The organism is Lelliottia sp. GFLA7, assembly GCF_056490165.1.
The window spans coordinates 448,134-473,834 of sequence record NZ_JBWLAQ010000003.1; the positions used below are offsets into that span (position 1 = coordinate 448,134).

22 protein-coding genes are annotated in these 25,701 nt (G+C 53.2%); 17 read left to right on the plus strand and 5 right to left on the minus strand.

Annotated elements, in window-relative coordinates:
- The first annotated feature begins 99 nt into the window (after nucleotides 1-99).
- Nucleotides 100-1,278 (plus strand): sugar efflux transporter, encoded by a 1,179-nt coding sequence (locus tag AC07RN_RS12425; RefSeq protein ID WP_235134733.1) that lies wholly within the window; start codon nucleotides 100-102, stop codon nucleotides 1,276-1,278.
- Between the two features lie 75 nt (nucleotides 1,279-1,353).
- Here the strand turns inward: AC07RN_RS12425 and leuD are convergent, their stop codons facing one another.
- The 5 genes from leuD to leuL form a co-directional block, all read right to left on the minus strand.
- Nucleotides 1,354-1,959, minus strand: coding sequence for a 3-isopropylmalate dehydratase small subunit (gene leuD, locus AC07RN_RS12430; RefSeq protein WP_478336495.1), 606 nt, complete (start codon nucleotides 1,957-1,959; stop codon nucleotides 1,354-1,356).
- Between the two features lie 10 nt (nucleotides 1,960-1,969).
- A complete protein-coding gene (gene leuC / locus AC07RN_RS12435; RefSeq protein ID WP_012016029.1) occupies nucleotides 1,970-3,370 on the minus strand; it encodes a 3-isopropylmalate dehydratase large subunit in 1,401 nt (466 codons plus the stop codon).
- A gap of 2 nt (nucleotides 3,371-3,372) precedes the next feature.
- Nucleotides 3,373-4,464, minus strand: coding sequence for a 3-isopropylmalate dehydrogenase (gene leuB, locus AC07RN_RS12440; protein ID WP_059180132.1), 1,092 nt, complete (start codon nucleotides 4,462-4,464; stop codon nucleotides 3,373-3,375).
- Nucleotides 4,464-6,035, minus strand: a complete 1,572-nt coding sequence (leuA, locus tag AC07RN_RS12445; protein ID WP_449554710.1) for a 2-isopropylmalate synthase — start codon at nucleotides 6,033-6,035, stop codon at nucleotides 4,464-4,466. The genes leuB and leuA overlap by 1 nt, the downstream gene beginning before the upstream one ends.
- A gap of 90 nt (nucleotides 6,036-6,125) precedes the next feature.
- Entirely contained in the window at nucleotides 6,126-6,212 is an 87-nt protein-coding gene (gene leuL, locus AC07RN_RS12450) for a leu operon leader peptide (protein ID WP_133632013.1), read from the minus strand.
- A gap of 632 nt (nucleotides 6,213-6,844) precedes the next feature.
- Between leuL and leuO the strand changes: the two genes are divergently transcribed.
- From leuO to AC07RN_RS12530, 16 genes are all read left to right on the plus strand, one after another.
- On the plus strand, nucleotides 6,845-7,789 hold the full coding sequence (leuO, locus tag AC07RN_RS12455) for a transcriptional regulator LeuO (RefSeq protein ID WP_478336496.1): 945 nt from the start codon (nucleotides 6,845-6,847) through the stop codon (nucleotides 7,787-7,789).
- A 386-nt stretch (nucleotides 7,790-8,175) separates the two neighbouring features.
- Nucleotides 8,176-9,900 (plus strand): acetolactate synthase 3 large subunit, encoded by a 1,725-nt coding sequence (gene ilvI, locus AC07RN_RS12460; RefSeq protein WP_478336497.1) that lies wholly within the window; start codon nucleotides 8,176-8,178, stop codon nucleotides 9,898-9,900.
- A gap of 1 nt (nucleotide 9,901) precedes the next feature.
- The gene (ilvN, locus tag AC07RN_RS12465) at nucleotides 9,902-10,393 is read left to right on the plus strand and encodes an acetolactate synthase small subunit (RefSeq protein WP_012016034.1); all 492 of its coding nucleotides are present in this window, start codon (nucleotides 9,902-9,904) and stop codon (nucleotides 10,391-10,393) included.
- A gap of 179 nt (nucleotides 10,394-10,572) precedes the next feature.
- Complete coding sequence (gene cra, locus AC07RN_RS12470) at nucleotides 10,573-11,577, plus strand: catabolite repressor/activator (RefSeq protein WP_012016035.1); 1,005 nt, start codon at nucleotides 10,573-10,575, stop codon at nucleotides 11,575-11,577.
- 601 nt (nucleotides 11,578-12,178) lie between these two features.
- On the plus strand, nucleotides 12,179-12,637 hold the full coding sequence (mraZ, locus tag AC07RN_RS12475; RefSeq protein WP_012016036.1) for a division/cell wall cluster transcriptional repressor MraZ: 459 nt from the start codon (nucleotides 12,179-12,181) through the stop codon (nucleotides 12,635-12,637).
- Between the two features lie 2 nt (nucleotides 12,638-12,639).
- On the plus strand, nucleotides 12,640-13,581 hold the full coding sequence (rsmH, locus tag AC07RN_RS12480) for a 16S rRNA (cytosine(1402)-N(4))-methyltransferase RsmH (RefSeq protein WP_012016037.1): 942 nt from the start codon (nucleotides 12,640-12,642) through the stop codon (nucleotides 13,579-13,581).
- Nucleotides 13,578-13,943, plus strand: a complete 366-nt coding sequence (gene ftsL / locus AC07RN_RS12485) for a cell division protein FtsL (protein ID WP_014068894.1) — start codon at nucleotides 13,578-13,580, stop codon at nucleotides 13,941-13,943. The genes rsmH and ftsL overlap by 4 nt, the downstream gene beginning before the upstream one ends.
- A gap of 15 nt (nucleotides 13,944-13,958) precedes the next feature.
- Complete coding sequence (locus tag AC07RN_RS12490; RefSeq protein WP_012016039.1) at nucleotides 13,959-15,725, plus strand: peptidoglycan glycosyltransferase FtsI; 1,767 nt, start codon at nucleotides 13,959-13,961, stop codon at nucleotides 15,723-15,725.
- Nucleotides 15,712-17,199, plus strand: a complete 1,488-nt coding sequence (murE, locus tag AC07RN_RS12495; protein ID WP_478336498.1) for a UDP-N-acetylmuramoyl-L-alanyl-D-glutamate--2,6-diaminopimelate ligase — start codon at nucleotides 15,712-15,714, stop codon at nucleotides 17,197-17,199. Before AC07RN_RS12490 ends, murE begins: the two co-directional genes overlap by 14 nt.
- Nucleotides 17,196-18,554, plus strand: coding sequence for a UDP-N-acetylmuramoyl-tripeptide--D-alanyl-D-alanine ligase (gene murF / locus AC07RN_RS12500; protein ID WP_478336499.1), 1,359 nt, complete (start codon nucleotides 17,196-17,198; stop codon nucleotides 18,552-18,554). The genes murE and murF overlap by 4 nt, the downstream gene beginning before the upstream one ends.
- A complete protein-coding gene (mraY, locus tag AC07RN_RS12505) occupies nucleotides 18,548-19,630 on the plus strand; it encodes a phospho-N-acetylmuramoyl-pentapeptide-transferase (RefSeq protein ID WP_478336500.1) in 1,083 nt (360 codons plus the stop codon). Before murF ends, mraY begins: the two co-directional genes overlap by 7 nt.
- Before the next feature lie 2 nt (nucleotides 19,631-19,632).
- The gene (gene murD, locus AC07RN_RS12510) at nucleotides 19,633-20,949 is read left to right on the plus strand and encodes a UDP-N-acetylmuramoyl-L-alanine--D-glutamate ligase (protein ID WP_478336501.1); all 1,317 of its coding nucleotides are present in this window, start codon (nucleotides 19,633-19,635) and stop codon (nucleotides 20,947-20,949) included.
- A complete protein-coding gene (gene ftsW, locus AC07RN_RS12515; RefSeq protein ID WP_012016044.1) occupies nucleotides 20,949-22,193 on the plus strand; it encodes a cell division protein FtsW in 1,245 nt (414 codons plus the stop codon). Before murD ends, ftsW begins: the two co-directional genes overlap by 1 nt.
- Nucleotides 22,190-23,254: an undecaprenyldiphospho-muramoylpentapeptide beta-N-acetylglucosaminyltransferase gene (murG, locus tag AC07RN_RS12520; protein ID WP_478336502.1), complete on the plus strand. Its 1,065-nt coding sequence runs from the start codon at nucleotides 22,190-22,192 to the stop codon at nucleotides 23,252-23,254. The genes ftsW and murG overlap by 4 nt, the downstream gene beginning before the upstream one ends.
- A 58-nt stretch (nucleotides 23,255-23,312) precedes the next feature.
- A complete protein-coding gene (gene murC, locus AC07RN_RS12525; protein ID WP_478336503.1) occupies nucleotides 23,313-24,788 on the plus strand; it encodes a UDP-N-acetylmuramate--L-alanine ligase in 1,476 nt (491 codons plus the stop codon).
- Nucleotides 24,781-25,701, plus strand: coding sequence for a D-alanine--D-alanine ligase (locus tag AC07RN_RS12530; protein ID WP_478336504.1), 921 nt, complete (start codon nucleotides 24,781-24,783; stop codon nucleotides 25,699-25,701). The genes murC and AC07RN_RS12530 overlap by 8 nt, the downstream gene beginning before the upstream one ends.

Genomic DNA, 25,701 nt, shown 5'->3' on the forward strand with positions numbered 1-25,701 from the left:
TGAGTATTGGTGCTTATCACCCGCCAGCAAAATGTTTTTGCTGGCTTTTTTCGTTTACTATTCCACCTGTTTTTTCTTCGCTTTAACAAGGATCTGCGCATGCTCTGGTTGATGACGATGGGCCGCCGCCTGAATGGGGTGTACGCCGCTTTTATGCTGGTGGCGTTTATGATGGGCGTGGCGGGAGCGCTTCAGGCGCCGACGCTGAGCCTGTTCCTGAGCCGCGAAGTCGGCGCACAGCCGTTCTGGGTCGGGCTGTTTTATACTGTCAACGCCATCGCCGGGATTCTGGTGAGCCTGTGGCTGGCGAAACGCTCGGACAGCCAAGGCGATCGTCGCAAGCTGATTCTGTTTTGCTGTGCGATGGCTATTGGCAACGCGCTGTTGTTCGCGTTCAACCGTCATTATCTGACGCTGATTACCTGCGGCGTGCTGCTGGCATCGCTGGCCAATACCGCCATGCCGCAGCTCTTTGCCCTCGCGCGGGAATATGCCGATAACTCGGCGCGTGAAGTGGTGATGTTCAGCTCGGTAATGCGTGCGCAGCTTTCCCTGGCGTGGGTTATTGGCCCGCCGCTGGCGTTTATGCTCGCGCTGAATTATGGCTTTACCATGATGTTCTCCATCGCCGCGGGGATTTTTGCCATCAGCCTGGTTTTAATTGCCTGTGTGTTGCCATCGGTGGCCCGCATCGAGCAGGCCACGGATAAGCCCGTGACGCAGATTAGCGGCTGGCAGAATAAAAACGTGCGCATGCTGTTTATCGCCTCGACGCTGATGTGGACCTGCAACACCATGTACATCATCGACATGCCGCTGTGGATCAGTAGCGATCTGGGTTTGCCGGACAAACTGGCGGGGATCTTAATGGGTACGGCGGCCGGGCTGGAAATTCCGGCGATGATCCTGGCGGGTTATTACGTCAAACGCTTTGGTAAACGCCGGATGATGGTGGTAGCGGTTGCGGCAGGGGTACTGTTTTATCTCGGTTTAATTCTGTTTCACAGCCGCGAGGCGCTGCTGGCGCTCCAGCTGTTTAACGCTATTTTCATCGGGATTGTTGCCGGGATCGGCATGCTGTGGTTCCAGGACCTGATGCCCGGAAGAGCCGGGTCAGCGACGACGCTTTTCACCAACAGTATTTCCACCGGTGTGATTCTGGCGGGCGTGATTCAGGGCGCGCTGGTGCAAAGCTACGGGCATTTTGCAGTGTACTGGGTGATTGCGGCGATTTCTCTGCTAACGCTGGCGCTAACCTGTCGCGTGAAGGATGTGTGAAATAAGAAGGGGGAGTTTAAAGCCTGGTTTTGCACGCTAATAAATAAATGGCCCGCTCGTCGCGGGCCATTCGCTTTAGTTCATAAATGCAGGCTGCTTGTTCTCGTAGGCTGCAATAGAATCTTCATGCTGTAACGTCAGTCCGATGCTGTCCAGACCGTTGATCATGCAATGGCGACGGAATCCATCAATGCTAAAGGCGTAAGTTTTATCGCCCGCTTTGACGACTTCGGCTTCCAGATCCACTTCAAACGTGATGCCTGGGTTGGCTTTTACCAACGCGAACATTTCGTCGACCTGCGCGTCGCTCAGCGTCACGGGTAACAGCTGGTTGTTGAAGCTGTTGCCGTAAAAGATATCGGCGAAACTCGGTGCGATGACAACCTTAAAGCCGTAATCCGTCAGCGCCCACGGAGCGTGCTCACGAGATGAACCGCAGCCGAAGTTTTCACGCGTTAACAGAATTGAAGCACCTTTAAATTCCGGGAAGTTCAGCACGAATTCTGGATTCGGCTGTTGGCCTTGATCGTCAAGGAAACGCCAGTCGTTAAACAGGTGCGCGCCAAAGCCGGTGCGGGTGACTTTCTGCAGAAACTGTTTTGGAATAATGGCGTCAGTATCCACGTTTGCCGCGTCCAGAGGGACAACCAGGCCTGTATGCTGGGTAAATTTCTCTGCCATGATTGTCTCCTTATTTTAAAACACGAATATCGGCGAAATGACCGGTGACAGCCGCTGCCGCTGCCATTGCCGGGCTGACCAGATGCGTGCGTCCGCCACGGCCCTGACGGCCTTCGAAGTTACGGTTGCTGGTCGAGGCGCAACGTTCACCCGGATTCAGGCGGTCGTTGTTCATTGCCAGACACATGGAACAGCCCGGCAGGCGCCACTCAAAACCGGCTTCAATAAAGATCTTATCCAAACCTTCTGCTTCCGCCTGCGCTTTCACCGGGCCAGATCCTGGGACGACTAACGCCTGCACGCCAGGTGCCACTTTGCGGCCTTTGGCAATCTCGGCAGCAGCGCGTAAATCTTCGATACGGGAGTTGGTGCACGAGCCGATAAAGACTTTATCGATCGCCACTTCAGTCAGTGGAATACCTGGTTTCAGGCCCATATAGGCCAGCGCTTTTTCGGCGCTGGCGCGCTCAACCGGATCGGCAAACGAGGCCGGATCGGGCACATTATCGTTCACGGAAATCACCTGACCTGGGTTGGTTCCCCAGGTGACCTGCGGGGCGATCTCTTCGGCCTGCAGCGTGACGACGGTATCAAAGGTTGCGCCTTCGTCAGTTTGCAGGGTTTTCCAGTACTCTACTGCATCATCAAAATCGTTGCCTTTCGGCGCGTGTAGACGCCCTTTCACATAGTTAAATGTGATGTCATCTGGTGCAACCAGGCCCGCTTTCGCGCCCATTTCGATCGCCATGTTGCACAGGGTCATGCGGCCTTCCATGCTCAGCGCGCGGATCGCATCGCCGCAGAACTCGACAACATGGCCCGTTCCGCCTGCGCTACCGGTTTTACCGATGATCGCCAGAACGATATCTTTGGCGGTAATGCCCGGTGCGGCATGGCCTTTGACTTCGATTTTCATGGTCTTCGCGCGGCCCTGTTTCAGGGTTTGCGTCGCCAGAACATGCTCAACTTCAGAGGTACCAATACCAAACGCCAGCGCACCAAACGCGCCGTGAGTGGCGGTATGGGAGTCGCCGCAGACGATAGTCATACCCGGCAACGTGATGCCTTGTTCTGGGCCCATAACGTGGACGATGCCCTGAAACGGGTGGTTCAGGTCGTACAGTTCAACGCCGAACGCATTGCAGTTTTTGATCAGCTCCTGCATCTGGATGCGCGCCATTTCGCCAGACGCATTGATATCTTTGGTCTGGGTGGAAACGTTGTGATCCATGGTCGCGAAGGTTTTGCCTGGCTGGCGAACCTGGCGGTTGTGCGCCCGCAGGCCGTCAAATGCCTGCGGAGAGGTGACTTCGTGCACCAGATGGCGGTCAATGTACAGCAGCGGAGTTTCGTTTGACGCTTCGTAGACAACGTGCGCATCAAACAGTTTTTCGTATAACGTCCTGGCCATGATTACACCCCTTCTGCGACATAGCGGGCAATGATATCGCCCATTTCATCGGTACTGACTGCCGCCGTGCCGCGCGCTAAATCGCCGGTACGGATGCCTTCTTCTAACGCGCGGTTAATGGCGTTTTCAATCGCATCTGCTGCATCGTTTGCATCCAGGCTGTAGCGCAGCAGCAGCGCCAGTGACAGGATCTGCGCGATTGGGTTAGCAATATTTTTGCCCGCGATATCCGGAGCCGAACCGCCCGCGGGTTCGTACAAACCAAAACCTTCTTCGTTCAGGCTAGCGGATGGGAGCATGCCCATCGAGCCGGTGATCATTGCGCACTCGTCAGAGAGAATATCGCCAAACAGGTTAGAACACAGCAGGACGTCAAACTGCGACGGGTCTTTAATCAGCTGCATGGTGGCGTTGTCGATGTACATGTGCGCCAGCTCAACGTCCGGGTACTCGTTGGCGATTTCATTGACGATTTCACGCCATAAAATGGAGGACTGCAGGACGTTGGCTTTATCAATGGAGGTCACTTTGTGACGGCGTTTGCGTGCGGATTCGAACGCAATACGCGCAATGCGTTCGATTTCAAAACGATGATACACCTCGGTATCAAACGCTTTTTCGTGCTGACCGCTGCCTTCGCGCCCTTTTGGCTGACCGAAGTAGATACCGCCGGTTAATTCGCGCACGCACAGAATGTCGAAGCCGTTAGCGGCGATATCGGCACGCAACGGGCAAAACTCTTCCAGGCCCTGATACAGTTTTGCAGGGCGCAGATTGCTAAATAATTTGAAGTGCTTACGCAGCGGCAATAACGCGCCGCGCTCAGGTTGTCCGGCAGGTGGCAGATGTTCCCATTTCGGGCCGCCGACAGATCCAAAGAGGACCGCATCCGCATTTTCGCAGCCTTCAACCGTGGCTTTCGGCAGCGGCGTGCCGTGGTTATCAATCGCGATACCGCCCACATCATAATGGCTGGTCGAGATTTTCATCGCGAAACGTGTGCGTACAGCTTCCAGGACTTTCAGGGCTTGTGTCATTACTTCCGGGCCAATTCCGTCGCCCGGCAACACAGCAATATGGTAATTCTTCGACATTACACGGTTTCCTTATTGTTCTCTTTATTCTGAGCTTTGCGTTGCAATTCTTTCTCGACTTCGGCGGCGCGCCAGATGTTATTCAGCACATGCACCATCGCTTTGGCAGACGATTCCACAATGTCCGTTGCCAGGCCAACGCCGTGGAAACGGCGACCGTTATAGGTAACAACGATGTCCACCTGACCCAGCGCATCTTTGCCGTGTCCTTTCGCGCTCAGATCATATTTGACCAGTTCGACGTCGTAACCGGTGACGCGGTTGATTGCCTGATAAATGGCGTCTACTGGGCCGTTACCATTCGCGGCTTCTGCTTTGACTTCATCGCCGCAGGCCAGTTTGACGGAGGCGGTGGCGATATCGCTGGAGCCTGACTGCACGCTGAAGTAATCCATGCGGAAATGTTCAGGTTCTTCCTGCTGCTTGTTAATGAACGCGATCGCTTCCAGGTCGTAATCGAACACCTGACCTTTTTTATCAGCCAGTTTCAGGAACGCGTCATACAGGTGATCCATGTTGTAGTCGGTCTCTTTGTAGCCCATCTCTTCCATGCGATGTTTTACCGCCGCACGACCAGAACGGGAGGTCAGGTTCAATTGCACCTGATTCAGGCCGATGGACTCCGGCGTCATGATTTCGTAGTTTTCGCGGTTCTTCAGCACGCCGTCCTGGTGGATACCGGAGGAGTGAGCGAACGCGCCCGTGCCAACAATGGCTTTGTTCGCCGGAATCGGCATGTTGCAAATTTGGCTGACGGTCTGGCTGGTACGCCAGATTTCGTTGTGATTAATGCGGGTCTGCACATTCATAATGTCTTTACGCACTTTAATCGCCATGATCACTTCTTCGAGCGAACAGTTCCCCGCACGCTCGCCAATCCCGTTCATTGCGCCTTCTACCTGACGGGCACCTGCATGAACGGCGGCAATGGCGTTGCCGACGGCCAGGCCTAAATCGTCGTGAGTGTGAACGGAAATGATGGCTTGATCGATGTTGGGTACGCGTTCGTACAGACCGGTAATGATGTTGGAGAACTCAAACGGCATGGTGTAGCCGACGGTGTCCGGGATGTTGATGGTCTTCGCACCCGCGTTTATCGCGGCTTCGACCACGCGCGCCAGATCGGCAATGGGCGTCCGGCCAGCATCTTCACAAGAGAATTCCACATCATCGGTATAATGGCGGGCGCGCTTGATCATATACACCGCGCGTTCGATGACTTCGTCCAGCGTGCTGCGCAGCTTGGTAGCGATATGCATCGGTGAGGTGGCAATAAACGTATGAATGCGGAAGGCTTCGGCCACCTTCAGCGACTCTGCTGCAACGTCGATATCTTTCTCAACACAGCGGGCCAGAGCACAGACGCGGCTATTTTTTATGGTGCGCGCGATAGTTTGTACGGACTCAAAATCACCCGGTGAAGAGACAGGGAAACCCACCTCCATCACGTCAACACCCATACGTTCGAGGGCCAGCGCAATTTGCAGCTTTTCTTTCACACTCAGGCTCGCCTGCAACGCCTGTTCACCATCACGTAAGGTTGTATCGAAAATAACGACTTGCTGGCTCATGGGTTTGGTCCTTGTCTGTCCTGGGGCGCCTTGCTACGAGCATAAAAAAACCCGCGCAATGGCGCGGGTTTCTTGTTTACTGGAGACGATTCAACGTTGAATTTCGTTCGCCAGCCTACCGCGCAAAAGAGATGCGTTTAGTAGTAGTAGGCTGAGAGAACGAACGGTACGAATCATGAATCATGCTCCAGATGAATGCGTTATGCCTTTAGTGGTACTGGATATGCTGATCCAAGTCAACCCCTGTGGTCAAAAACAGGCTAAAGAAATGAAGATATGTGGATTTCTATTTTAGCGTATTGTGCTGGTTTTTATCGTGGAGGCTAATTAATTAGTCTAATATTGGACTCAAAATAAACTTTAAGAATTAATTTAATATAATTCGTTTCAATTGAATACGGCTTGATATGTTTAACATGGAAAGGTTTATTTCATTAAATTCATTGGGTTAACATTTTTATTCGCAAGTTGGAGGTGAATGAAAATCGCACAATGATCATGGATTGTTAACTATCACGTATTGATGGTGTTGAATAGTTTAATAAAGCTTAAATATTAGTTCATCATAAGGCTTATTGTTTATTCATTGGATTTATGGTTTCATTCCAATCCTAATGTTTTAGTTATCACTTTTGGCACTTATCGCGTTAGTATGTCTTTACATCTTCACGTTATTTGCCGTAAGTATTTATATATTCCGAAATTTAAACCTTTCTCTTTCTCTGGTTTTATCTGCATGATAAATAATATATTTAGAAGTTATTACTGCACAAAGATAAAGGGAGTTTAGCGTGACGGTGGAGTTAGATATGTTAGAAAGCAAAATTGAACGGACTCACGTTAGTGACGGGACCCGGCCGCAATTAAGGACGGTGGATCTTAACTTATTAACCGTTTTTGATGCTGTTATGCAGGAACAGAATATTACCCGCGCGGCGCAGTCATTAGGCATGTCGCAGCCTGCAGTGAGTAATGCTGTTGCTCGGCTTAAGCTGATGTTCAATGACGAATTATTTGTGAGATACGGCCGTGGGATTCAGCCTACAGCAAGGGCTTGCCAGCTTTTTGGTTCAGTACGGCAGGCATTGCAGTTGGTGCAAAATGAGCTTCCGGGATCGGGTTTTGAGCCTGTTAGCAGTGAGCGCGTTTTTCATCTCTGCGTGTGCAGTCCGCTGGATAACTATTTAACCTCTGTTATCTATAATAAAGTCGAAGCCATTGCGCCGAATATAAATCTGATATTTAAATCTTCACTTAATCAAAACACAGAACACCAGTTGCGTTATCAGGAAACGGAATTTGTGATTGGCTATGAAGAGTTCCGTCGCCCGGAGTTTTCTTGCGTGCCGTTGTTTAATGATGAAATGGTATTAGTCGCCAGCAAGACGCACCCGCGCATAAATGCACCTTTACTGGAGAGTGATGTGTATCAAGAGCAGCATGCAGTGGTTGCGCTCGACAGATATGCCTCTTTCAGCCAGCCGTGGTATGACACACCCGATAAACAGTCAAGGGTGGCTTATCAGGGAATGGCGATGGTCAGCGTATTAAATATTGTTTCGCAAACCCACCTGGTGGCTATTGCTCCTCGTTGGTTAGCAGAAGAGTTTTCAGATAGGTTAAATCTGCAAGTGATGCCGCTACCGCTAAAATTAAATAGTCGTACCTGTTACCTTTCCTGGCATGAAGCCGCCGGGCGCGATAAAGGCCATCAGTGGATGGAAGAGCTATTAGCCAGTGTTTGCCGTCGTTAACACGGACCGGGATAAATCGATGTGAAACATCGGGTTTATCCCGCTATTTATTTATATTGCAAAATTTTATCTCGCCAGCATTTTTTCTTAACGCCATTTACCGCTCAAAAATAGATAAATTACTGACGCAGCGCTTTTTTTGACGATGAATTATCATCGGAAAAGCTTATCTCAGATGAATACACTGAATTCTTACCTATACCCTGTGTATTCTGCTTTCGAGCGTTTCTTTACGCCACGGTTTGCCGATTGCCTGCCTTAGGGCTAGCGGTTATGGTGAAAGCCACTCTGCAAGAATCTATGACAGGGGAAGCCCTGCTCAGCAAGACGACGAGGAAATGAATTCCTGTGTTCGTCTATAACAACAATAAGCCTGGAGGCAAACCATGGAGATGTTGTCTGGCGCCGAAATGGTCGTCCGGTCGCTCATCGATCAGGGCGTCAAGCAAGTATTCGGTTATCCCGGAGGCGCAGTCCTCGATATTTATGATGCGTTGCACACCGTAGGTGGCATCGATCATGTCCTGGTGCGTCACGAGCAGGCCGCTGTACATATGGCCGATGGGTTGGCGCGCGCCACTGGGGAAGTGGGCGTCGTGCTTGTGACGTCAGGTCCTGGCGCAACCAACGCGATAACGGGTATTGCTACCGCCTATATGGATTCCATCCCGCTGGTGATTTTGTCCGGTCAGGTTGCAACCTCGCTGATTGGCTACGACGCCTTCCAGGAGTGCGACATGGTGGGGATCTCCCGCCCGGTGGTGAAACACAGTTTTCTGGTGAAGCAAACGGAAGATATTCCGGGGGTACTGAAAAAAGCATTCTGGCTGGCGGCCAGCGGTCGTCCGGGCCCGGTCGTGGTCGATTTACCAAAAGATATTCTGAATCCTGCCAATAAATTACCTTACGTCTGGCCTGATTCGGTGAGCATGCGCTCGTATAATCCGACCACGCAGGGCCATAAAGGCCAGATTAAACGGGCATTGCAGACGCTCATTGCGGCAAAAAAACCGGTCGTCTACGTTGGTGGCGGCGCGGTAAACGCGCATTGTCACGAGCAACTGCGTGAGCTTATCGAAAAATTGAACTTGCCCGTTGCCTCCTCATTGATGGGGTTAGGCGCGTTTCCGGCCACTCATCGTCAGGCACTGGGCATGCTGGGGATGCACGGCACATTCGAAGCCAACATGACGATGCATAATTCTGATGTGATTTTCGCCGTTGGTGTGCGTTTTGACGATCGCACGACGAACAATTTGGCCAAGTACTGTCCGAATGCGACGGTGCTCCATATTGATATCGACCCGACGTCTATTTCCAAAACCGTGCCCGCTGATGTGCCTATTGTCGGCGATGCGCTACAGGTTCTGGAACAAATGCTCGAACTGCTGGCGCATGAAACCCCAACGCAACCACTGGATGATATTCGAGACTGGTGGCAGCAGATTGAGCAGTGGCGTGCGCGCCACTGTCTGAAATACGACACGCAAAGTGAGCATATTAAGCCGCAGGCGGTTATCGAAACCATCTGGCGTCTGACCAAGGGTGAAGCCTATGTGACCTCGGATGTGGGTCAGCACCAGATGTTTGCGGCGCTTTACTATCCGTTTGATAAGCCTCGTCATTGGATCAATTCCGGTGGTCTTGGCACGATGGGCTTTGGCTTGCCGGCCGCGTTGGGCGTGAAACTGGCGCTCCCGGACGAAATCGTGGTTTGTGTGACGGGCGACGGCAGTATTCAGATGAACATTCAGGAACTCTCCACAGCACTGCAATACGATTTGCCTGTGCTGGTGCTGAACCTGAATAACGGTTATCTGGGGATGGTGAAACAGTGGCAAGACATGATTTACTCCGGTCGTCACTCCCAGTCGTACATGAAATCGCTGCCAGATTTTGTCCGCGTGGCAGAGGCTTACGGCCATGTGGGCATTCGTGTCAGCGATCCGGCGGAGCTGGAATCGAAGCTTGCTGACGCGCTCGAGCATGTCAGGAATAACCGTCTGGTGTTTGTCGATGTCATCGTAGACGGAACAGAACACGTCTATCCGATGCATATTCGCGGCGGCGGTATGGATGAAATGTGGCTCAGTAAAACGGAGAGAACCTGATATGCGCCGGATATTATCTGTATTACTGGAAAACGAGTCTGGTGCGCTCTCTCGCGTGATCGGACTTTTTGCCCAGCGCGGCTATAACATCGAAAGCCTGACCGTGGCCCCGACTGACGATCCTACGTTATCCCGTATGACCATCCAGACCGTTGGCGATGCGAAAGTGCTGGAGCAGATTGAAAAGCAACTGCACAAGCTGGTGGACGTGCTGCGAGTCAGTGAATTAGGGCAGGGCGCGTATGTTGAGCGCGAAGTCATGCTGGTAAAAATTCAGGCCAGCGGGTACGGCCGTGACGAGGTCAAACGCAATACGGATATCTTCCGTGGGCAGATTATCGACGTCACCCCTTCTATATATACGGTGCAATTGGCCGGAACCAGCGACAAGCTCGATGCCTTCCTTGCTTCGATACGTGATGTCGCCAAAATCGTTGAGGTCGCGCGCTCCGGCATCGTGGGGTTGTCTCGCGGCGATAAAATAATGCGGTAGCAGTGAAAAAAGTTCGCCTCTTTAAGCCTGACCTGCAAAGTCAGGCTTTTTTTTACCGAAACGCAGCGTAAGCGAGATAAAAGCTATTGCCGCCAGGACTATTCTGCGCTTAGATGTAAAAAGGTATAACCATAAACCTGACAAGGCCATGGACTCTTTTTTTCTTTTAAGGGGCAATTGTGAAACTGGATGAAATCGCCCGGCTTGCGGGCGTGTCACGAACTACAGCAAGCTATGTGATCAACGGTAAAGCGAAGCAGTACCGTGTTAGCGATAAAACCGTTGAAAAAGTCATGGCGGTGGTGCGTGAGCATAACTACCATCCGAACGCTGTCGCCGCCGGTTTACGTGCTGGACGTACCCGCTCTATTGGTCTGGTCATTCCGGATCTGGAAAATACCAGCTACACCCGTATCGCCAATTATCTCGAACGCCAGGCTCGCCAGCGCGGCTATCAGTTACTGATCGCCTGTTCTGAAGATCAGCCCGATAATGAAATGCGCTGCATTGAGCATCTGCTGCAACGCCAGGTGGATGCGATTATCGTATCCACTTCCTTGCCACCAGAGCACCCATTTTACCAGCGTTGGGCTAATGACTCGTTCCCGATTGTCGCCCTTGATCGTGCGCTGGATCGTGAACACTTTACCAGCGTTGTCGGTGCCGATCAGGACGACGCGGAAATGCTGGCCGCAGAACTGCGCACCTTCCCAGCGGAAACGGTGCTCTATCTTGGCGCGTTACCGGAGCTGTCCGTCAGCTTCCTGCGTGAGCAGGGGTTCCGCACCGCCTGGAAAGACGATCCGCGTGAAGTCCATTATCTCTATGCCAATAGTTACGAGCGTGAAGCCGCCGCTCAGCTGTTTGAAAAATGGCTTGAGACGCACCCGATGCCGCAGGCACTGTTTACTACGTCGTTTGCACTTTTACAGGGTGTGATGGACGTTACGCTGCGCCGCGAAGGCAAATTGCCGACTGAGCTGGCTATTGCGACGTTTGGTGACAACGAGCTGCTCGACTTCCTGCAATGCCCGGTTCTTGCCGTGGCGCAGCGTCATCGTGACGTTGCGGAGCGCGTGCTGGAAATTGTCCTGGCGAGCCTCGATGAACCACGTAAGCCAAAACCGGGCCTGACCCGTATCAAACGTAATCTTTACCGCCGCGGTGTGTTAAGCCGTCACTAAAACATTAATCAGGGCAGCAATAGCAGCCCTGTTTTTTTCCGAATATTACGGAGAATAATAACCGGACTAAATTTAGGATAATTCCTTAAGAACCATAGCCTGCTATTCTTTTATTTGTTTTTCACCCTTTAGCGGCATTTTTAAGGTTATTAAGAGTTCACTTAATACTATTTTTTTGTATTGTTTTGTTACAAAGACTATTCCCTCGCTGAATTATCAGCCGTTTTTATCTTTCCTATCTGACTTATAGTGCCACCTCTTGTTCTTTCTGGCTTGTACGTTGAATCTGGCGCTGTCATCCCCTGACGATATGTCTTAAAATGCCGCCCGCGTCGCAAACTGACACTTTATATTTGCCTGTATGGATAGAGAGTGAATTTTATCGCTCCTCTGAATATTGATTTTTTTCTTACAAATATTCATGACGTTAATTTTGTCTCGCGAGTTGTGCAGTTATTAATCAAGTTGGGTTATGTCGGTAAATAGGGCGCTTTGGAGTCCTTATCGCGGCAGTCCCGGCTTGACAAGCTTTTCCTTCGCTCCGTAAACTCCTTTATGTGGGAATTTGTGGGTTAAAGTGGCGATAAGGGGTGGAGCTGGCATGTTCCGTGGGGCGACGTTAGTCAATCTCGACAGTAAAGGGCGTTTATCGGTACCAACCCGATACCGCGACCAACTGATCGAAAACGCGTCAGGTCAAATGGTGTGTACCATTGACATCAACCACCCCTGCCTGCTGCTTTACACCTTACCCGAATGGGAAATTATCGAGCAAAAGCTGTCGCGACTGTCGAGCATGAACCCGCAGGAACGCCGCGTGCAGCGGTTGTTGTTGGGGCATGCCAGTGAGTGTCAGATGGATAACTCAGGGCGCTTACTGATTGCGCCTGTGTTGCGACAACATGCCGGTCTGACAAAAGAAGTGATGCTGGTCGGGCAGTTCAACAAGTTTGAACTGTGGGATGAAACGACCTGGTATCAACAGGTCAAGGAAGATATCGACGCTGAACAATCTGATTCCGGTGTCTTATCGGATCGATTGCAGGACTTGTCTCTATAAATATGACGGAAAATTATAAACATACATCGGTGCTGTTGGACGAGGCCGTGAACGGCCTGAATATTCGTCCTGATGGCATCTATATTGATGGCACATTTGGTCGCGGTGGTCACTCGCGTCTGATCCTCTCCCAACTGGGAGCGGAAGGTCGCTTATTGGCAATCGATCGCGATCCGCAGGCAATTGCTGTTGCGAAGACTATCGATGATCCACGCTTTTCATTTGTTCATGGGCCTTTCTCTGCGCTGGCTGACTACGTTAGCGAGCGTGATCTGACGGGCAAGATCGACGGGATTCTTCTCGATCTTGGCGTCTCATCACCACAGCTTGATGATGCTGAACGCGGATTTTCTTTCATGCGTGATGGTCCGCTCGATATGCGTATGGACCCGACGCGTGGTCAATCCGCTGCCGAATGGCTGCTCACGGCTGAAGAAGCCGACATAGCCTGGGTGATCAAAACCTTTGGCGAAGAGCGTTTTGGTAAACGTATCGCGCGCGGCATCGTTGAGCGTAACCGTATTGAGCCGATGACCCGCACGAAAGAGCTGGCAGAAGTGGTGACGGCGGCTACGCCGGTGAAAGATAAATTCAAACATCCCGCGACCCGTACCTTCCAGGCGGTGCGCATTTGGGTCAACAGTGAACTGGAGGAAATAGAGCTGGCGCTAAAAAGCTCGCTCGGCGTGCTGGCCCCTGGTGGGCGGTTATCCATTATCAGCTTCCATTCGCTGGAAGACCGTATTGTGAAGCGTTTTATGCGCGAACAAAGCCGCGGTCCTCAGGTTCCAGCAGGGCTGCCGATGACGGAAGATCAACTCAGGAAACTGGGCGGTCGCTATTTGCGAGTACTAGGCAAGATGATGCCGGGCGAAGAAGAGGTGGCAGAGAATCCACGCGCCCGTAGTTCAGTGCTGCGCATCGCAGAAAGGACGAACGCATGATCAGCAGAGTGACAGAGACCCTAAGCAAAGTTAAAGGATCGTTAGGAAGCAACGAGCGCCATGCCTTGCCTGGCGTGATCGGCGACGATCTTTTGCGGTTTGGGAAGCTGCCACTCTGCTTGTTCATTTGCATAATCGTGACGGCCGTGACAGTCGTGACAACCGCACACCATACCCGTTTACTGACCGCGCAGCGCGAGCAAATGGTGCTCGAGCGTGATGCGCTGGATATCGAATGGCGAAACCTGATTCTTGAAGAAAATGCGCTCGGCGATCATAGCCGGGTTGAACGGATCGCAACGGAAAAGCTGCAATTGCAGCATGTTGATCCTTCGCAGGAAAATATTGTAGTACAAAAATAAGGGAACACGCGACGCATGAGAGCAGCGGCGAAAACGCAAAAACCGAAACGTCAGGAAGAACAGGCCAACTTTGTGAGTTGGCGTTTTGCGTTGCTTTGTGGCTGTATTTTACTGGCGCTGTGTCTGTTGCTTGGTCGCGCTGCGTGGTTACAGATTATCGCGCCGGACATGCTGGTGCGACAGGGGGACATGCGTTCCCTTCGCGTGCAGGAAGTGTCGACCTCACGCGGTTTGATCACTGACCGTTCTGGTCGTCCGTTGGCGGTGAGCGTACCCGTTAAAGCGATCTGGGCCGATCCGAAAGAGCTGCATGATGCTGGTGGCGTCACGCTGGATAATCGCTGGAAAGCGCTTGCCGATGCATTGAAAATGCCGCTCGACCAAATGGCTGCGCGCGTCAATGCCAACCCGAAAGGGCGCTTTATCTATCTGGCGCGTCAGGTGAACCCTGATATGGCCGATTACATTAAGAAACTCAAACTGCCGGGAATACATCTGCGTGAAGAATCACGCCGCTATTATCCGTCAGGAGAAGTGACCGCTCACCTCATTGGCTTTACCAACGTCGATAGCCAGGGCATTGAAGGGGTCGAAAAAAGCTTTGATAAATGGCTGACCGGACAACCGGGCGAGCGAGTGGTGCGTAAAGACCGCTACGGCCGCGTCATTGAGGATATCTCTTCAACGGATAGCCAGGCGGCGCACAATCTCGCATTGAGTATTGATGAACGCTTGCAGGCGCTGGTTTACCGCGAACTCAATAATGCCGTGGCGTTCAACAAAGCCGAATCCGGCAGCGCCGTGCTGGTGGACGTGAGCACCGGCGAAGTACTGGCGATGGCGAACAGCCCGTCCTATAACCCAAATAATCTTACCGGTACGCAGAAAGATATCATGCGTAACCGTACCATCACCGACGTGTTCGAACCGGGTTCGACTGTGAAACCGATGGTGGTAATGACCGCGCTGCAGCGTGGCATCGTCAACGAAAATACCGTTCTGAATACTATTCCTTACCGAATCAACGGCCACGAAATCAAGGACGTGGCGCGTTACAGCGAATTAACCCTGACCGGGGTTTTGCAGAAGTCGAGTAACGTCGGTGTTTCTAAGCTGGCGTTAGCGATGCCGTCCTCAGCGTTAGTAGAAACTTACTCACGTTTTGGGCTTGGAAAGGCGACCAATTTGGGGTTGGTCGGAGAACGCAGTGGCTTATATCCTCAAAAACAACGGTGGTCTGACATAGAGAGGGCCACCTTCTCTTTCGGCTACGGGCTAATGGTAACTCCGTTACAGTTGGCGCGAGTCTATGCAACGATCGGCAGCTATGGCGTTTATCGTCCACTGTCGATAACCAAAGTTGATCCACCGGTTCCGGGTGAGCGTATCTTCCCGGAATCCACTGTTCGTACCGTGGTACATATGATGGAGAGCGTGGCGCTGCCTGGCGGCGGCGGCGTGAAGGCAGCGATCAAAGGCTATCGCATCGCCATCAAAACCGGTACCGCGAAAAAAGTGGGGCCTGACGGTCGCTACATCAATAAATACATTGCTTACACCGCAGGCGTTGCGCCTGCAAGCAATCCGCGATTTGCGCTGGTGGTTGTCATTAACGATCCACAGGCGGGTAAATACTACGGTGGCGCCGTCTCCGCGCCGGTGTTCGGTGCCATCATGGGCGGCGTTCTGCGTACCATGAATATCGAACCAGATGCGCTGTCGACGGGCGAAAAAAGTGAATTTGTAACTAATCAAGGCGAGGGAACAGGTGGCAGATCGTAATTTGCGCGACCTTCTTGCTCCGTGGGTACAAAACGTACCTGCGCGGGCACTGCGAGAGATGGTACTCGACAGCCGTGTGGCTGCGTCGGGCGATCTTTTCGTTGCGGTAGTCGGTCATCAGGCGGACGGGCGTCGATATATCCCGCAGGCGATTGCGCAAGGTGTAGCTGCCATTATTGCTGAGGCAAAAGATGACGCAACCGACGGTGAAATCCGCGAAATGCACGGCGTGCCGGTCATCTATCTCAGCCAGTTGAATGAGCGTCTTTCCGCCCTGGCGGGACGTTTTTATCATGAACCGTCTGACCAGTTACGATTGGTTGGCGTCACCGGAACCAACGGTAAAACCACCACCACGCAGTTGATGGCGCAGTGGGCCCAGTTGCTGGGTGAAACGGGCGCGGTGATGGGCACGGTCGGCAATGGTCTGTTGGGTAAAGTCAATCCAACGGAAAACACCACCGGTTCAGCGGTTGATGTGCAACATGTACTTTCCGGCCTAGCAGGGCAGGGCGCGACGTTTGCCGCCATGGAAGTCTCTTCTCACGGCCTGGTGCAGCACCGCGTCTCAGCGCTGAAGTTTGCGGCGTCTGTGTTTACCAACCTGAGTCGCGACCACCTCGATTATCACGGTGACATGGAAAATTACGAAGCAGCGAAATGGCTGCTCTATTCCACGCATCACTGCGGTCAGGCGATCATCAACGCCGACGACGAAGTGGGCCGCCGTTGGCTGGCAAAATTGCCAGATGCGGTTGCGGTTTCAATGGAAGACCATATTAATCCGAATTGCCATGGCCGTTGGCTGAAGGCGACGGACGTGGATTATCACGACAGCGGCGCAACGATCCGCTTTGCTTCTTCATGGGGCGAAGGCGAAATCGAAAGCCGTTTGATGGGCGCATTTAACGTCAGCAATCTGTTGCTGGCGCTGGCCACGCTGTTGGCGCTGGATTATCCGCTATCCGAGCTGGTGAATACCGGCGCATGCTTGCAGCCTGTTTGCGGACGGATGGAAGTATTTACCGCGCCGGGCAAACCGACGGTGGTGGTCGATTACGCTCACACCCCGGATGCGCTGGAAAAAGCGCTCCAGGCTGCCCGTCTGCACTGCACGGGTAAGCTGTGGTGCGTCTTTGGCTGCGGCGGCGATCGCGACAAAGGTAAGCGCCCACTTATGGGGGCGATTGCTGAACAGTTCGCGGATATTCCGGTCGTGACCGATGACAACCCGCGTACTGAAGAGCCGCGTGCCATTATCAACGATATCCTCGCCGGTATGATGGATGCGGGCCACGCTCGTGTGGTTGAAGGCCGCGCCGAAGCGGTGACCAATGCGATTATGCAGGCCAAAGAAAATGACGTCGTGCTGCTGGCTGGCAAGGGGCATGAAGACTATCAAATTGTCGGAGCACATCGTCTGGATTATTCCGACCGTGTGACGGCTGCGCGTCTGCTGGGAGCGTTGGCATGATCAGCATTACGCTACGTCAGGCTGCCACGGTGCTAAATGGCGAGCTGCAAGGTCAGGATCTGACTGTTGATGCGGTGACGACGGATACCCGTAAAATTACGCCGGGCTGTTTGTTCGTCGCGCTGAAAGGCGAGCGCTTTGATGCGCATGATTTTGCCGATCAAGCAAAAGAGAACGGCGCTGGTGCGCTACTGGTTAGCCGTAAACTGGACATCGATCTGCCGCAGTTGGTGGTAAAAGACACGCGCCAGGCGTTTGGTGAGCTGGCTGCCTGGGTTCGCCAGCAGGTCCCCGCGCGCGTTGTGGCGCTGACGGGCTCTTCCGGCAAAACCTCTGTCAAAGAGATGACGGCCGCGATTCTCAGCCAATGTGGCAATACGCTTTACACTGCCGGCAATCTGAATAACGACATCGGCGTGCCGATGACGCTGCTGCGTTTGACTGAAGAACATGAGTACGCCGTTATTGAACTCGGTGCCAATCATCAGGGTGAAATCGCCTGGACTGTTGATTTAACGCGTCCGGAAGCGGCATTAGTCAATAACCTTGCGGCAGCGCATCTTGAAGGATTTGGTTCGCTGGAAGGTGTGGCAAAAGCGAAAGGTGAAATTTATGGCGGCTTGCCGGAGAACGGCATTGCCATTATGAATGCCGATAACAATGACTGGCTGAACTGGCAAAACATCATTGGCTCGCGTAAAACCTGGCGCTTCTCGCCAAATGCCGCGAACAGCGATTTTTCCGCGACGAATATCCATGTGACCTCACATGGCACGGAATTTACCTTAAAGACCCCGACGGGGGATGTCGATGTGCTATTGCCTCTGCCGGGTCGTCACAATATTGCGAATGCACTCGCTGCTGCGGCACTGTCGATGGCCGTTGGCGCAACGCACGATGCGATCAAAACGGGGGTGTTAAACCTCAAGGCCGTGCCGGGACGTTTGTTCCCTATCCAACTGGCTGAAAACAAGCTGCTTCTTGATGACTCTTACAACGCTAACGTCGGCTCCATGACCGCTGCGGTACAGGTGCTATCAGAAATGCCTGGCTATCGCGTGATGGTTGTAGGCGATATGGCTGAGCTGGGCGATGAGAGCGAAGCGTGTCATATCCAGGTGGGTGACGCGGCAAAAGCATCCGGTATTGATTGCGTATTAAGTGCAGGAAAATTAAGCCAGGCCATCAGCCAGGCAAGCGGTGTTGGTGAACATTTTGCCGATAAAACTGCGCTGATTACGCGTTTGAAAAAGTTAGTTGCAGAGCATCAAATTGTGACTGTTTTAGTGAAGGGTTCACGTAGTGCCGCCATGGAAGAGGTTGTGCACGCATTACAGGAGAACGGAACATGTTAGTTTGGCTGGCCGAACATTTGGTCAAATATTACTCAGGCTTTAACGTCTTTTCGTATCTGACGTTTCGCGCCATCGTCAGCCTGCTGACTGCGCTGTTCATCTCTTTGTGGATGGGCCCGCGCATGATTGCCCGTCTGCAAAAACTCTCTTTCGGTCAGGTTGTCCGCAATGACGGCCCAGAATCGCACTTCAGCAAGCGCGGCACGCCAACAATGGGCGGGATCATGATCCTCACCGCGATTGTTGTCTCCGTATTGCTGTGGGCCTACCCGTCCAACCCGTACGTCTGGTGCGTTCTCACCGTGCTGATTGGTTACGGCATTATTGGTTTCGTTGATGATTACCGCAAAGTGGTGCGTAAAGACACCAAAGGCCTTATCGCCCGCTGGAAATACTTCTGGATGTCGGTGATTGCGCTGGGCGTGGCGTTCGCGCTGTATCTGGCGGGTAAAGACACCCCGGCAACTGAGCTGGTCGTGCCGTTCTTCAAAGACGTGATGCCACAGCTTGGATTGTTCTACATCCTGCTGGCGTATTTCGTGATTGTCGGCACCGGCAATGCGGTGAATCTGACCGATGGTCTCGACGGCCTGGCAATCATGCCAACTGTCTTTGTCGCAGGTGGCTTTGCGCTGGTAGCGTGGGCGACCGGTAACATGAACTTTGCCAATTACTTACACATTCCGTATCTGCGCCATGCCGGTGAACTGGTGATCGTCTGTACGGCGATTGTGGGCGCGGGGCTTGGCTTCCTGTGGTTTAACACCTATCCGGCTCAGGTCTTTATGGGTGACGTCGGTTCGCTGGCGCTGGGCGGCGCGCTGGGCAGTATCGCCGTGCTGCTGCGTCAGGAATTCTTGCTGGTGATCATGGGCGGCGTATTTGTGGTCGAAACGCTTTCGGTGATTTTACAGGTCGGTTCCTTCAAGCTGCGCGGTCAGCGCATCTTCCGTATGGCGCCGATTCATCACCACTATGAACTGAAAGGCTGGCCGGAGCCGCGCGTGATTGTGCGCTTCTGGATTATTTCGCTGATGCTGGTGCTGATTGGCCTCGCAACACTGAAGGTGCGTTAATCATGGCAGATTACCAGGGCAAAAAAGTCGTTATCATCGGGTTAGGCCTGACGGGGCTTTCCTGCGTGGACTTTTTCCTCGGACGGGGCGTGACGCCGCGTGTGATGGATACGCGTGTTTCACCGCCGGGTCTGGATAAACTTCCGGAAGAGGTGGAACGCCACCTTGGTGGTCTGAACGATGATTGGCTGCTGGCCGCCGATTTAATTGTGGCAAGCCCAGGGTTTGCTCTGGCGCACCCTTCGTTAAGCGCTGCGGCTGATGCGGGCGTTGAGATTGTTGGCGATATCGAACTGTTCTGCCGCGAAGCGCAGGCACCGGTTATCGCGATCACTGGCTCCAACGGCAAAAGCACCGTCACCACGCTGGTGGGTGAAATGGCGAAAGCCGCGGGCATTAACGTGGGCGTCGGCGGCAATATCGGTTTACCTGCTCTGATGCTGCTGGATCAGGATCGTGAATTGTACGTTCTGGAACTCTCAAGCTTCCAGCTCGAGACCACGTCGAGTTTGCACGCCGTTGCTGCGACGATCCTGAACGTTACCGAAGATCATATGGACCGTTATCCGTTTGGGTTGCAGCAATATCGTGCGGCCAAACTGCGCGTCTATGAAAATGCCAAAGTGTGCGTAGTGAATGCCGACGATGCGCTGACCATGCCGGTGCGCGGTGCGGATGAACGCTGCGTCAGTTTTGGCATCAATATGGGTGACTATCACCTGAATCATCAGCAGGGCGACACCTGGCTGCGTGTGAAAGGTGAGAAAGTGTTGAACGTGAAAGAGATGAAACTTTCCGGACAACATAACTACACCAATGCGCTGGCAGCACTGGCGCTGGCAGATGCTGCGGGTCTACCGCGTGCATCAAGTCTGAAAGCATTGACCACGTTTACGGGCCTGGCGCATCGCTTCCAACTGGCGCTTGAGCATAACGGCGTTCGCTGGATCAACGACTCAAAAGCCACCAACGTTGGCAGCACAGAAGCCGCGCTAAATGGGTTACGTGTCGATGGTACGTTGTACCTGCTGCTCGGAGGCGACGGTAAATCAGCTGATTTCTCATCTCTCAAGCCTTATCTGACAGGCGATAAAATCCGCTTGTACTGCTTTGGCCGTGACGGTGCTGAACTGGCCGCGTTGCGCCCGGAAATCGCGACACAGACTGAGACCATGGAACAGGCGATTCGCCTTATTGCACCGGCAGTTCATCCGGGTGATATGGTGCTGCTGTCTCCAGCCTGTGCGAGCCTCGATCAGTTTAAGAATTTCGAACAGCGTGGCGATCTCTTTGCCCGCCTGGCGAAGGAGTTAGGCTGATGCGTTTATCTCTCCCTCGCCTGAAAATGCCGCGCCTGCCTGGATTTGGGATCCTGGCGTGGCTCTTTGCGGCATTGAAGGGCTGGGTGATGGCTTCCCGTGATAAAGATTCCGACAGCCTGATTATGTATGACCGCATGCTGCTCTGGCTGACGCTGGGGCTGGCTGCGATCGGTTTTATCATGGTGACATCTGCCTCCATGCCCGTTGGACAGCGCCTGGCAAACGATCCCTTCCTGTTCGCGAAACGTGATGGTTTGTACATTATTCTGGCGTTTTGCCTGGCCATGATCACGCTGCGTTTGCCAATGGAATTCTGGCAGCGTCACAGCACTGCCATGCTGATCGCCTCGATTATCATGCTGCTGATCGTGTTGGTGGTGGGGAGCTCGGTCAACGGTGCATCGCGCTGGATTGCCTTTGGCCCGCTGCGTATTCAGCCCGCTGAATTTACCAAGCTGTCGCTGTTCTGCTATCTCGCGAACTACCTTGTGCGCAAGGTTGATGAGGTACGTAACAACCTGCGCGGCTTCTTAAAGCCGATGGGCGTCATTCTAGTGCTGGCTGTTTTACTGCTGGCGCAGCCGGATCTCGGTACCGTCGTGGTGTTATTCGTTACGACGCTGGCGATGCTGTTCCTGGCGGGTGCAAAGCTGTGGCAGTTTATCGCCATCATCGGCATGGGAATCTCGGCGGTCGTGCTGCTGATCCTCGCCGAACCGTATCGTATCCGCCGCGTGACCTCTTTCTGGAACCCGTGGGAAGATCCGTTTGGCAGTGGCTACCAGCTGACCCAATCGTTAATGGCCTTTGGCCGTGGCGAAATATGGGGTCAAGGTTTAGGCAATTCCGTACAAAAACTGGAATATCTGCCCGAGGCTCATACCGACTTTATCTTCTCCATCATCGGGGAGGAACTGGGTTATATCGGTGTGGTATTAGCACTTTTAATGGTATTCTTCGTCGCTTTCCGCGCCATGTCCATTGGCCGAAAAGCGCTGGAAATCGATCATCGCTTCTCCGGTTTCCTGGCCTGCTCAATTGGTATCTGGTTTAGCTTCCAGGCATTGGTCAACGTTGGCGCAGCAGCCGGTATGCTGCCGACTAAGGGCCTGACGTTGCCGTTGATCAGCTACGGTGGTTCGAGTCTGCTGATTATGTCGACCGCCATTATGTTTTTGTTGCGCATAGATTATGAGACGCGTCTGGAAAAAGCCCAGGCGTTTACACGAGGTTCACGATGAATCAACCGAAGCGGTTAATGGTGATGGCGGGCGGTACCGGTGGACATGTTTTCCCGGGACTGGCGGTCGCGCACCATTTAATGGATCAGGGCTGGCAAGTGCGCTGGCTGGGAACCGCCGATCGTATGGAAGCGGATTTGGTGCCGAAACACGGTATTGAGATCGACTTTATTCGTATTTCAGGCCTGCGCGGCAAAGGTATCAAAGCGATGCTGCTGGCGCCGGTGCGCATTTTTAATGCCTGGCGACAGGCGCGCGCCATCATGAAACGTTTTAAACCTGACGCGGTATTGGGTATGGGCGGTTACGTCTCTGGCCCTGGCGGTCTTGCGGCATGGTCGCTGGGTATTCCGGTTATTCTGCATGAGCAAAACGGAATCGCCGGACTGACCAACAAATGGCTGGCGAAAATCGCCACCAAAGTGATGCAGGCTTTTCCTGGCGCGTTTCCGAATGCGGATGTCGTGGGGAATCCGGTGCGTGTTGACGTGTTGGCTTTACCGCTGCCTCAGGAGCGTCTTCTTGGACGTGATGGTCCGGTTCGCGTGTTGGTTATCGGCGGATCGCAAGGTGCGCGGGTATTGAACCAGACGCTTCCGCAGGTGGCTGCAAAGCTGGGTGATGCCGTGACCATCTGGCATCAAAGCGGCAAAGGTGCGCAGCAAACCGTGGAACAGGCTTACGCCGAGGCAGGTCAATCTCAGCATAAAGTCACTGAATTTATTGATGACATGGCCGCGGCGTATGCCTGGGCGGATGTCGTGGTGTGTCGCTCTGGCGCGCTGACGGTGAGTGAAATTGCTGCGGCAGGTTTGCCTGCTGTGTTTGTGCCTTTCCAGCACAAGGATCGTCAGCAGTACTGGAATGCGTTGCCGCTTGAAAAAGCCGGTGCCGCCAAAATTTTTGAACAGCCGCAGTTTACCGCAGACGCGGTCGCCACCACTCTGGCGGGCTGGAATCGAGAAACATTGCTGGAAATGGCTGAACGCGCGCGCGCGGCGGCGATTCCTGATGCGACCGAACGGGTGGCAAACGAAGTGAGCCTGGCAGCAAAGGCTTAACCCTTGTAGCGCGTTTTGCGTTACGCGAATTTTAAGAAGTATCGATGGCGGTTAGAGAATGAATACACAACAACTGGCGAAACTGCGTTCAATCGTGCCCGAGATGCGTCGCGTCCGGCACATCCACTTCGTTGGCATTGGCGGCGCAGGCATGGGCGGTATTGCCGAAGTTCTGGCTAACGAAGGCTATCAGATCAGTGGTTCCGATCTGGCACCGAACCCTGTTACGCAACAGTTGGCGTCGCTCGGGGCGACGATTTATTTCAACCACCGTCCGGAAAACGTACGTGATGCGAGTGTGGTCGTGGTGTCTAGCGCGATCTCATCTGATAACCCTGAAATCGTAGCTGCGCACGAAGCGCGCATCCCGGTGATCCGCCGTGCAGAGATGCTGGCAGAACTGATGCGTTTTCGTCACGGAATTGCCGTTGCAGGTACGCACGGCAAAACGACGACCACGGCGATGGTGTCCAGTATTTATGCGGAAGCAGGTCTTGATCCGACGTTCGTCAATGGCGGTCTGGTTAAAGCGGCTGGTGTGCACGCACGTTTGGGCCACAGCCGTTATCTGATTGCGGAAGCAGATGAAAGCGATGCGTCGTTCCTGCATCTGCAGCCGATGGTGGCGATTGTCACCAATATCGAAGCCGACCATATGGACACTTACCAGGGCGACTTTGAAAATTTAAAGCAGACATTCATAAACTTTCTGCACAACCTGCCGTTTTATGGTCGTGCGGTAATGTGTGTTGACGATCCGGTCATTCGCGAGCTACTGCCACGCGTCGGGCGTCAGACAACGACTTATGGTTTCAGTGAAGACGCTGACGTGCGTGTGGAAAGCTACACGCAAACCGGTGCGCAAGGGCATTTCACCCTGGCGCGTCAGGACAAAGAGCTGCTGCACGTGACGCTTAACGCGCCGGGCCGCCACAATGCGTTGAATGCCGCTGCTGCTGTTGCGGTGGCAACAGAAGAAGGCATTGAAGACGACGATATTTTACGTGCGTTAGAGAGTTTCCAGGGGACCGGGCGTCGTTTCGACTTCCTGGGTGAATATCCGCTGGAGCCCGTGAACGGTAAATCCGGCACAGCGATGCTGGTCGATGATTACGGTCACCATCCGACCGAAGTGGATGCGACGATCAAAGCGGCCCGTGCAGGCTGGCCGGATAAAAATTTGGTCATGCTTTTCCAGCCGCACCGCTATACCCGTACGCGCGATCTGTATGACGATTTCGCCAATGTGCTTTGCCAGGTGGATGCGCTACTGATGCTGGATGTCTATGCCGCTGGCGAAACGCCGATTCCGGGCGCGGATAGCCGTTCATTGTGCCGCACGATTCGCGGTCGCGGTAAAGTTGATCCGATTTTGGTCTCCGATCCTGCTCAGGCTGCTGAGATGCTGGCGCAGGTATTAACGGGTAACGATTTGATTTTGATACAGGGTGCGGGAAACATCGGCAAAATCGCACGTAACTTATCTGAAATCAAACTGAAGCCGCAAACCTCAGGGGATGAACGCCATGGCTGATAAGATTGCGGTCCTGATGGGTGGCACCTCTGCGGAACGCGACGTTTCGCTCAATTCCGGCGCAGCTGTTTTGGCTGGTCTTCGTGAAGGTGGCGTTAATGCCCATCCGGTTGATCCAAAAGACATTGATGTAACGCGTTTGAAAGTGATGGGCTTTGATAAAGTCTTTATCGCGTTACACGGTCGCGGCGGTGAAGACGGCACTTTGCAGGGCTTGCTGGATTTAATCGGCATGCCTTATACCGGTAGCGGTGTGATGGCTTCCGCCATTTCCATGGATAAACTGCGCAGTAAATTGCTGTGGCAGGGTGCGGGTTTGCCTGTGGCGCCGTGGGTTGCAGTGACGCGTCGCGAGTTTGAATCAGGCCTGGAAGTTGGCGTTAATCAGCGTATTGAACAGCTGGCGTTACCGGTTATTGTAAAGCCCAGCTGTGAAGGCTCAAGCGTAGGAATGTCGAAAGTTGATAAAGCTGATGATTTAACCTCTGCTTTAGCGCTGGCTTTTCAACATGATGAAGAAGTTCTGATTGAGAAATGGCTTGGCGGTCCAGAATTTACCGTGGCGATGCTTGGTGAAGAAATTTTACCGTCAATTCGCATCCAACCGGCTGGAACCCTCTATGATTATGAAGCGAAGTATCTCTCTGATGAGACGCAATATTTCTGCCCAAGTGGTCTGGAAGCAGAACGTGAAGAAGAATTAAAGGCCCTGGTGCTTAAAGCCTGGACTGTTTTGGGTTGCCGTGGCTGGGGGCGGATCGATGTGATGCAGGACAGCGACGGACAATTTTATCTGCTGGAAGCCAATACCTCGCCGGGTATGACCAGCCACAGTCTGGTGCCGATGGCCGCACGTCAGGCCGGGATGACCTTCTCGCAATTAGTTGTTCGTATTCTGGACCAGGCGGGCTGA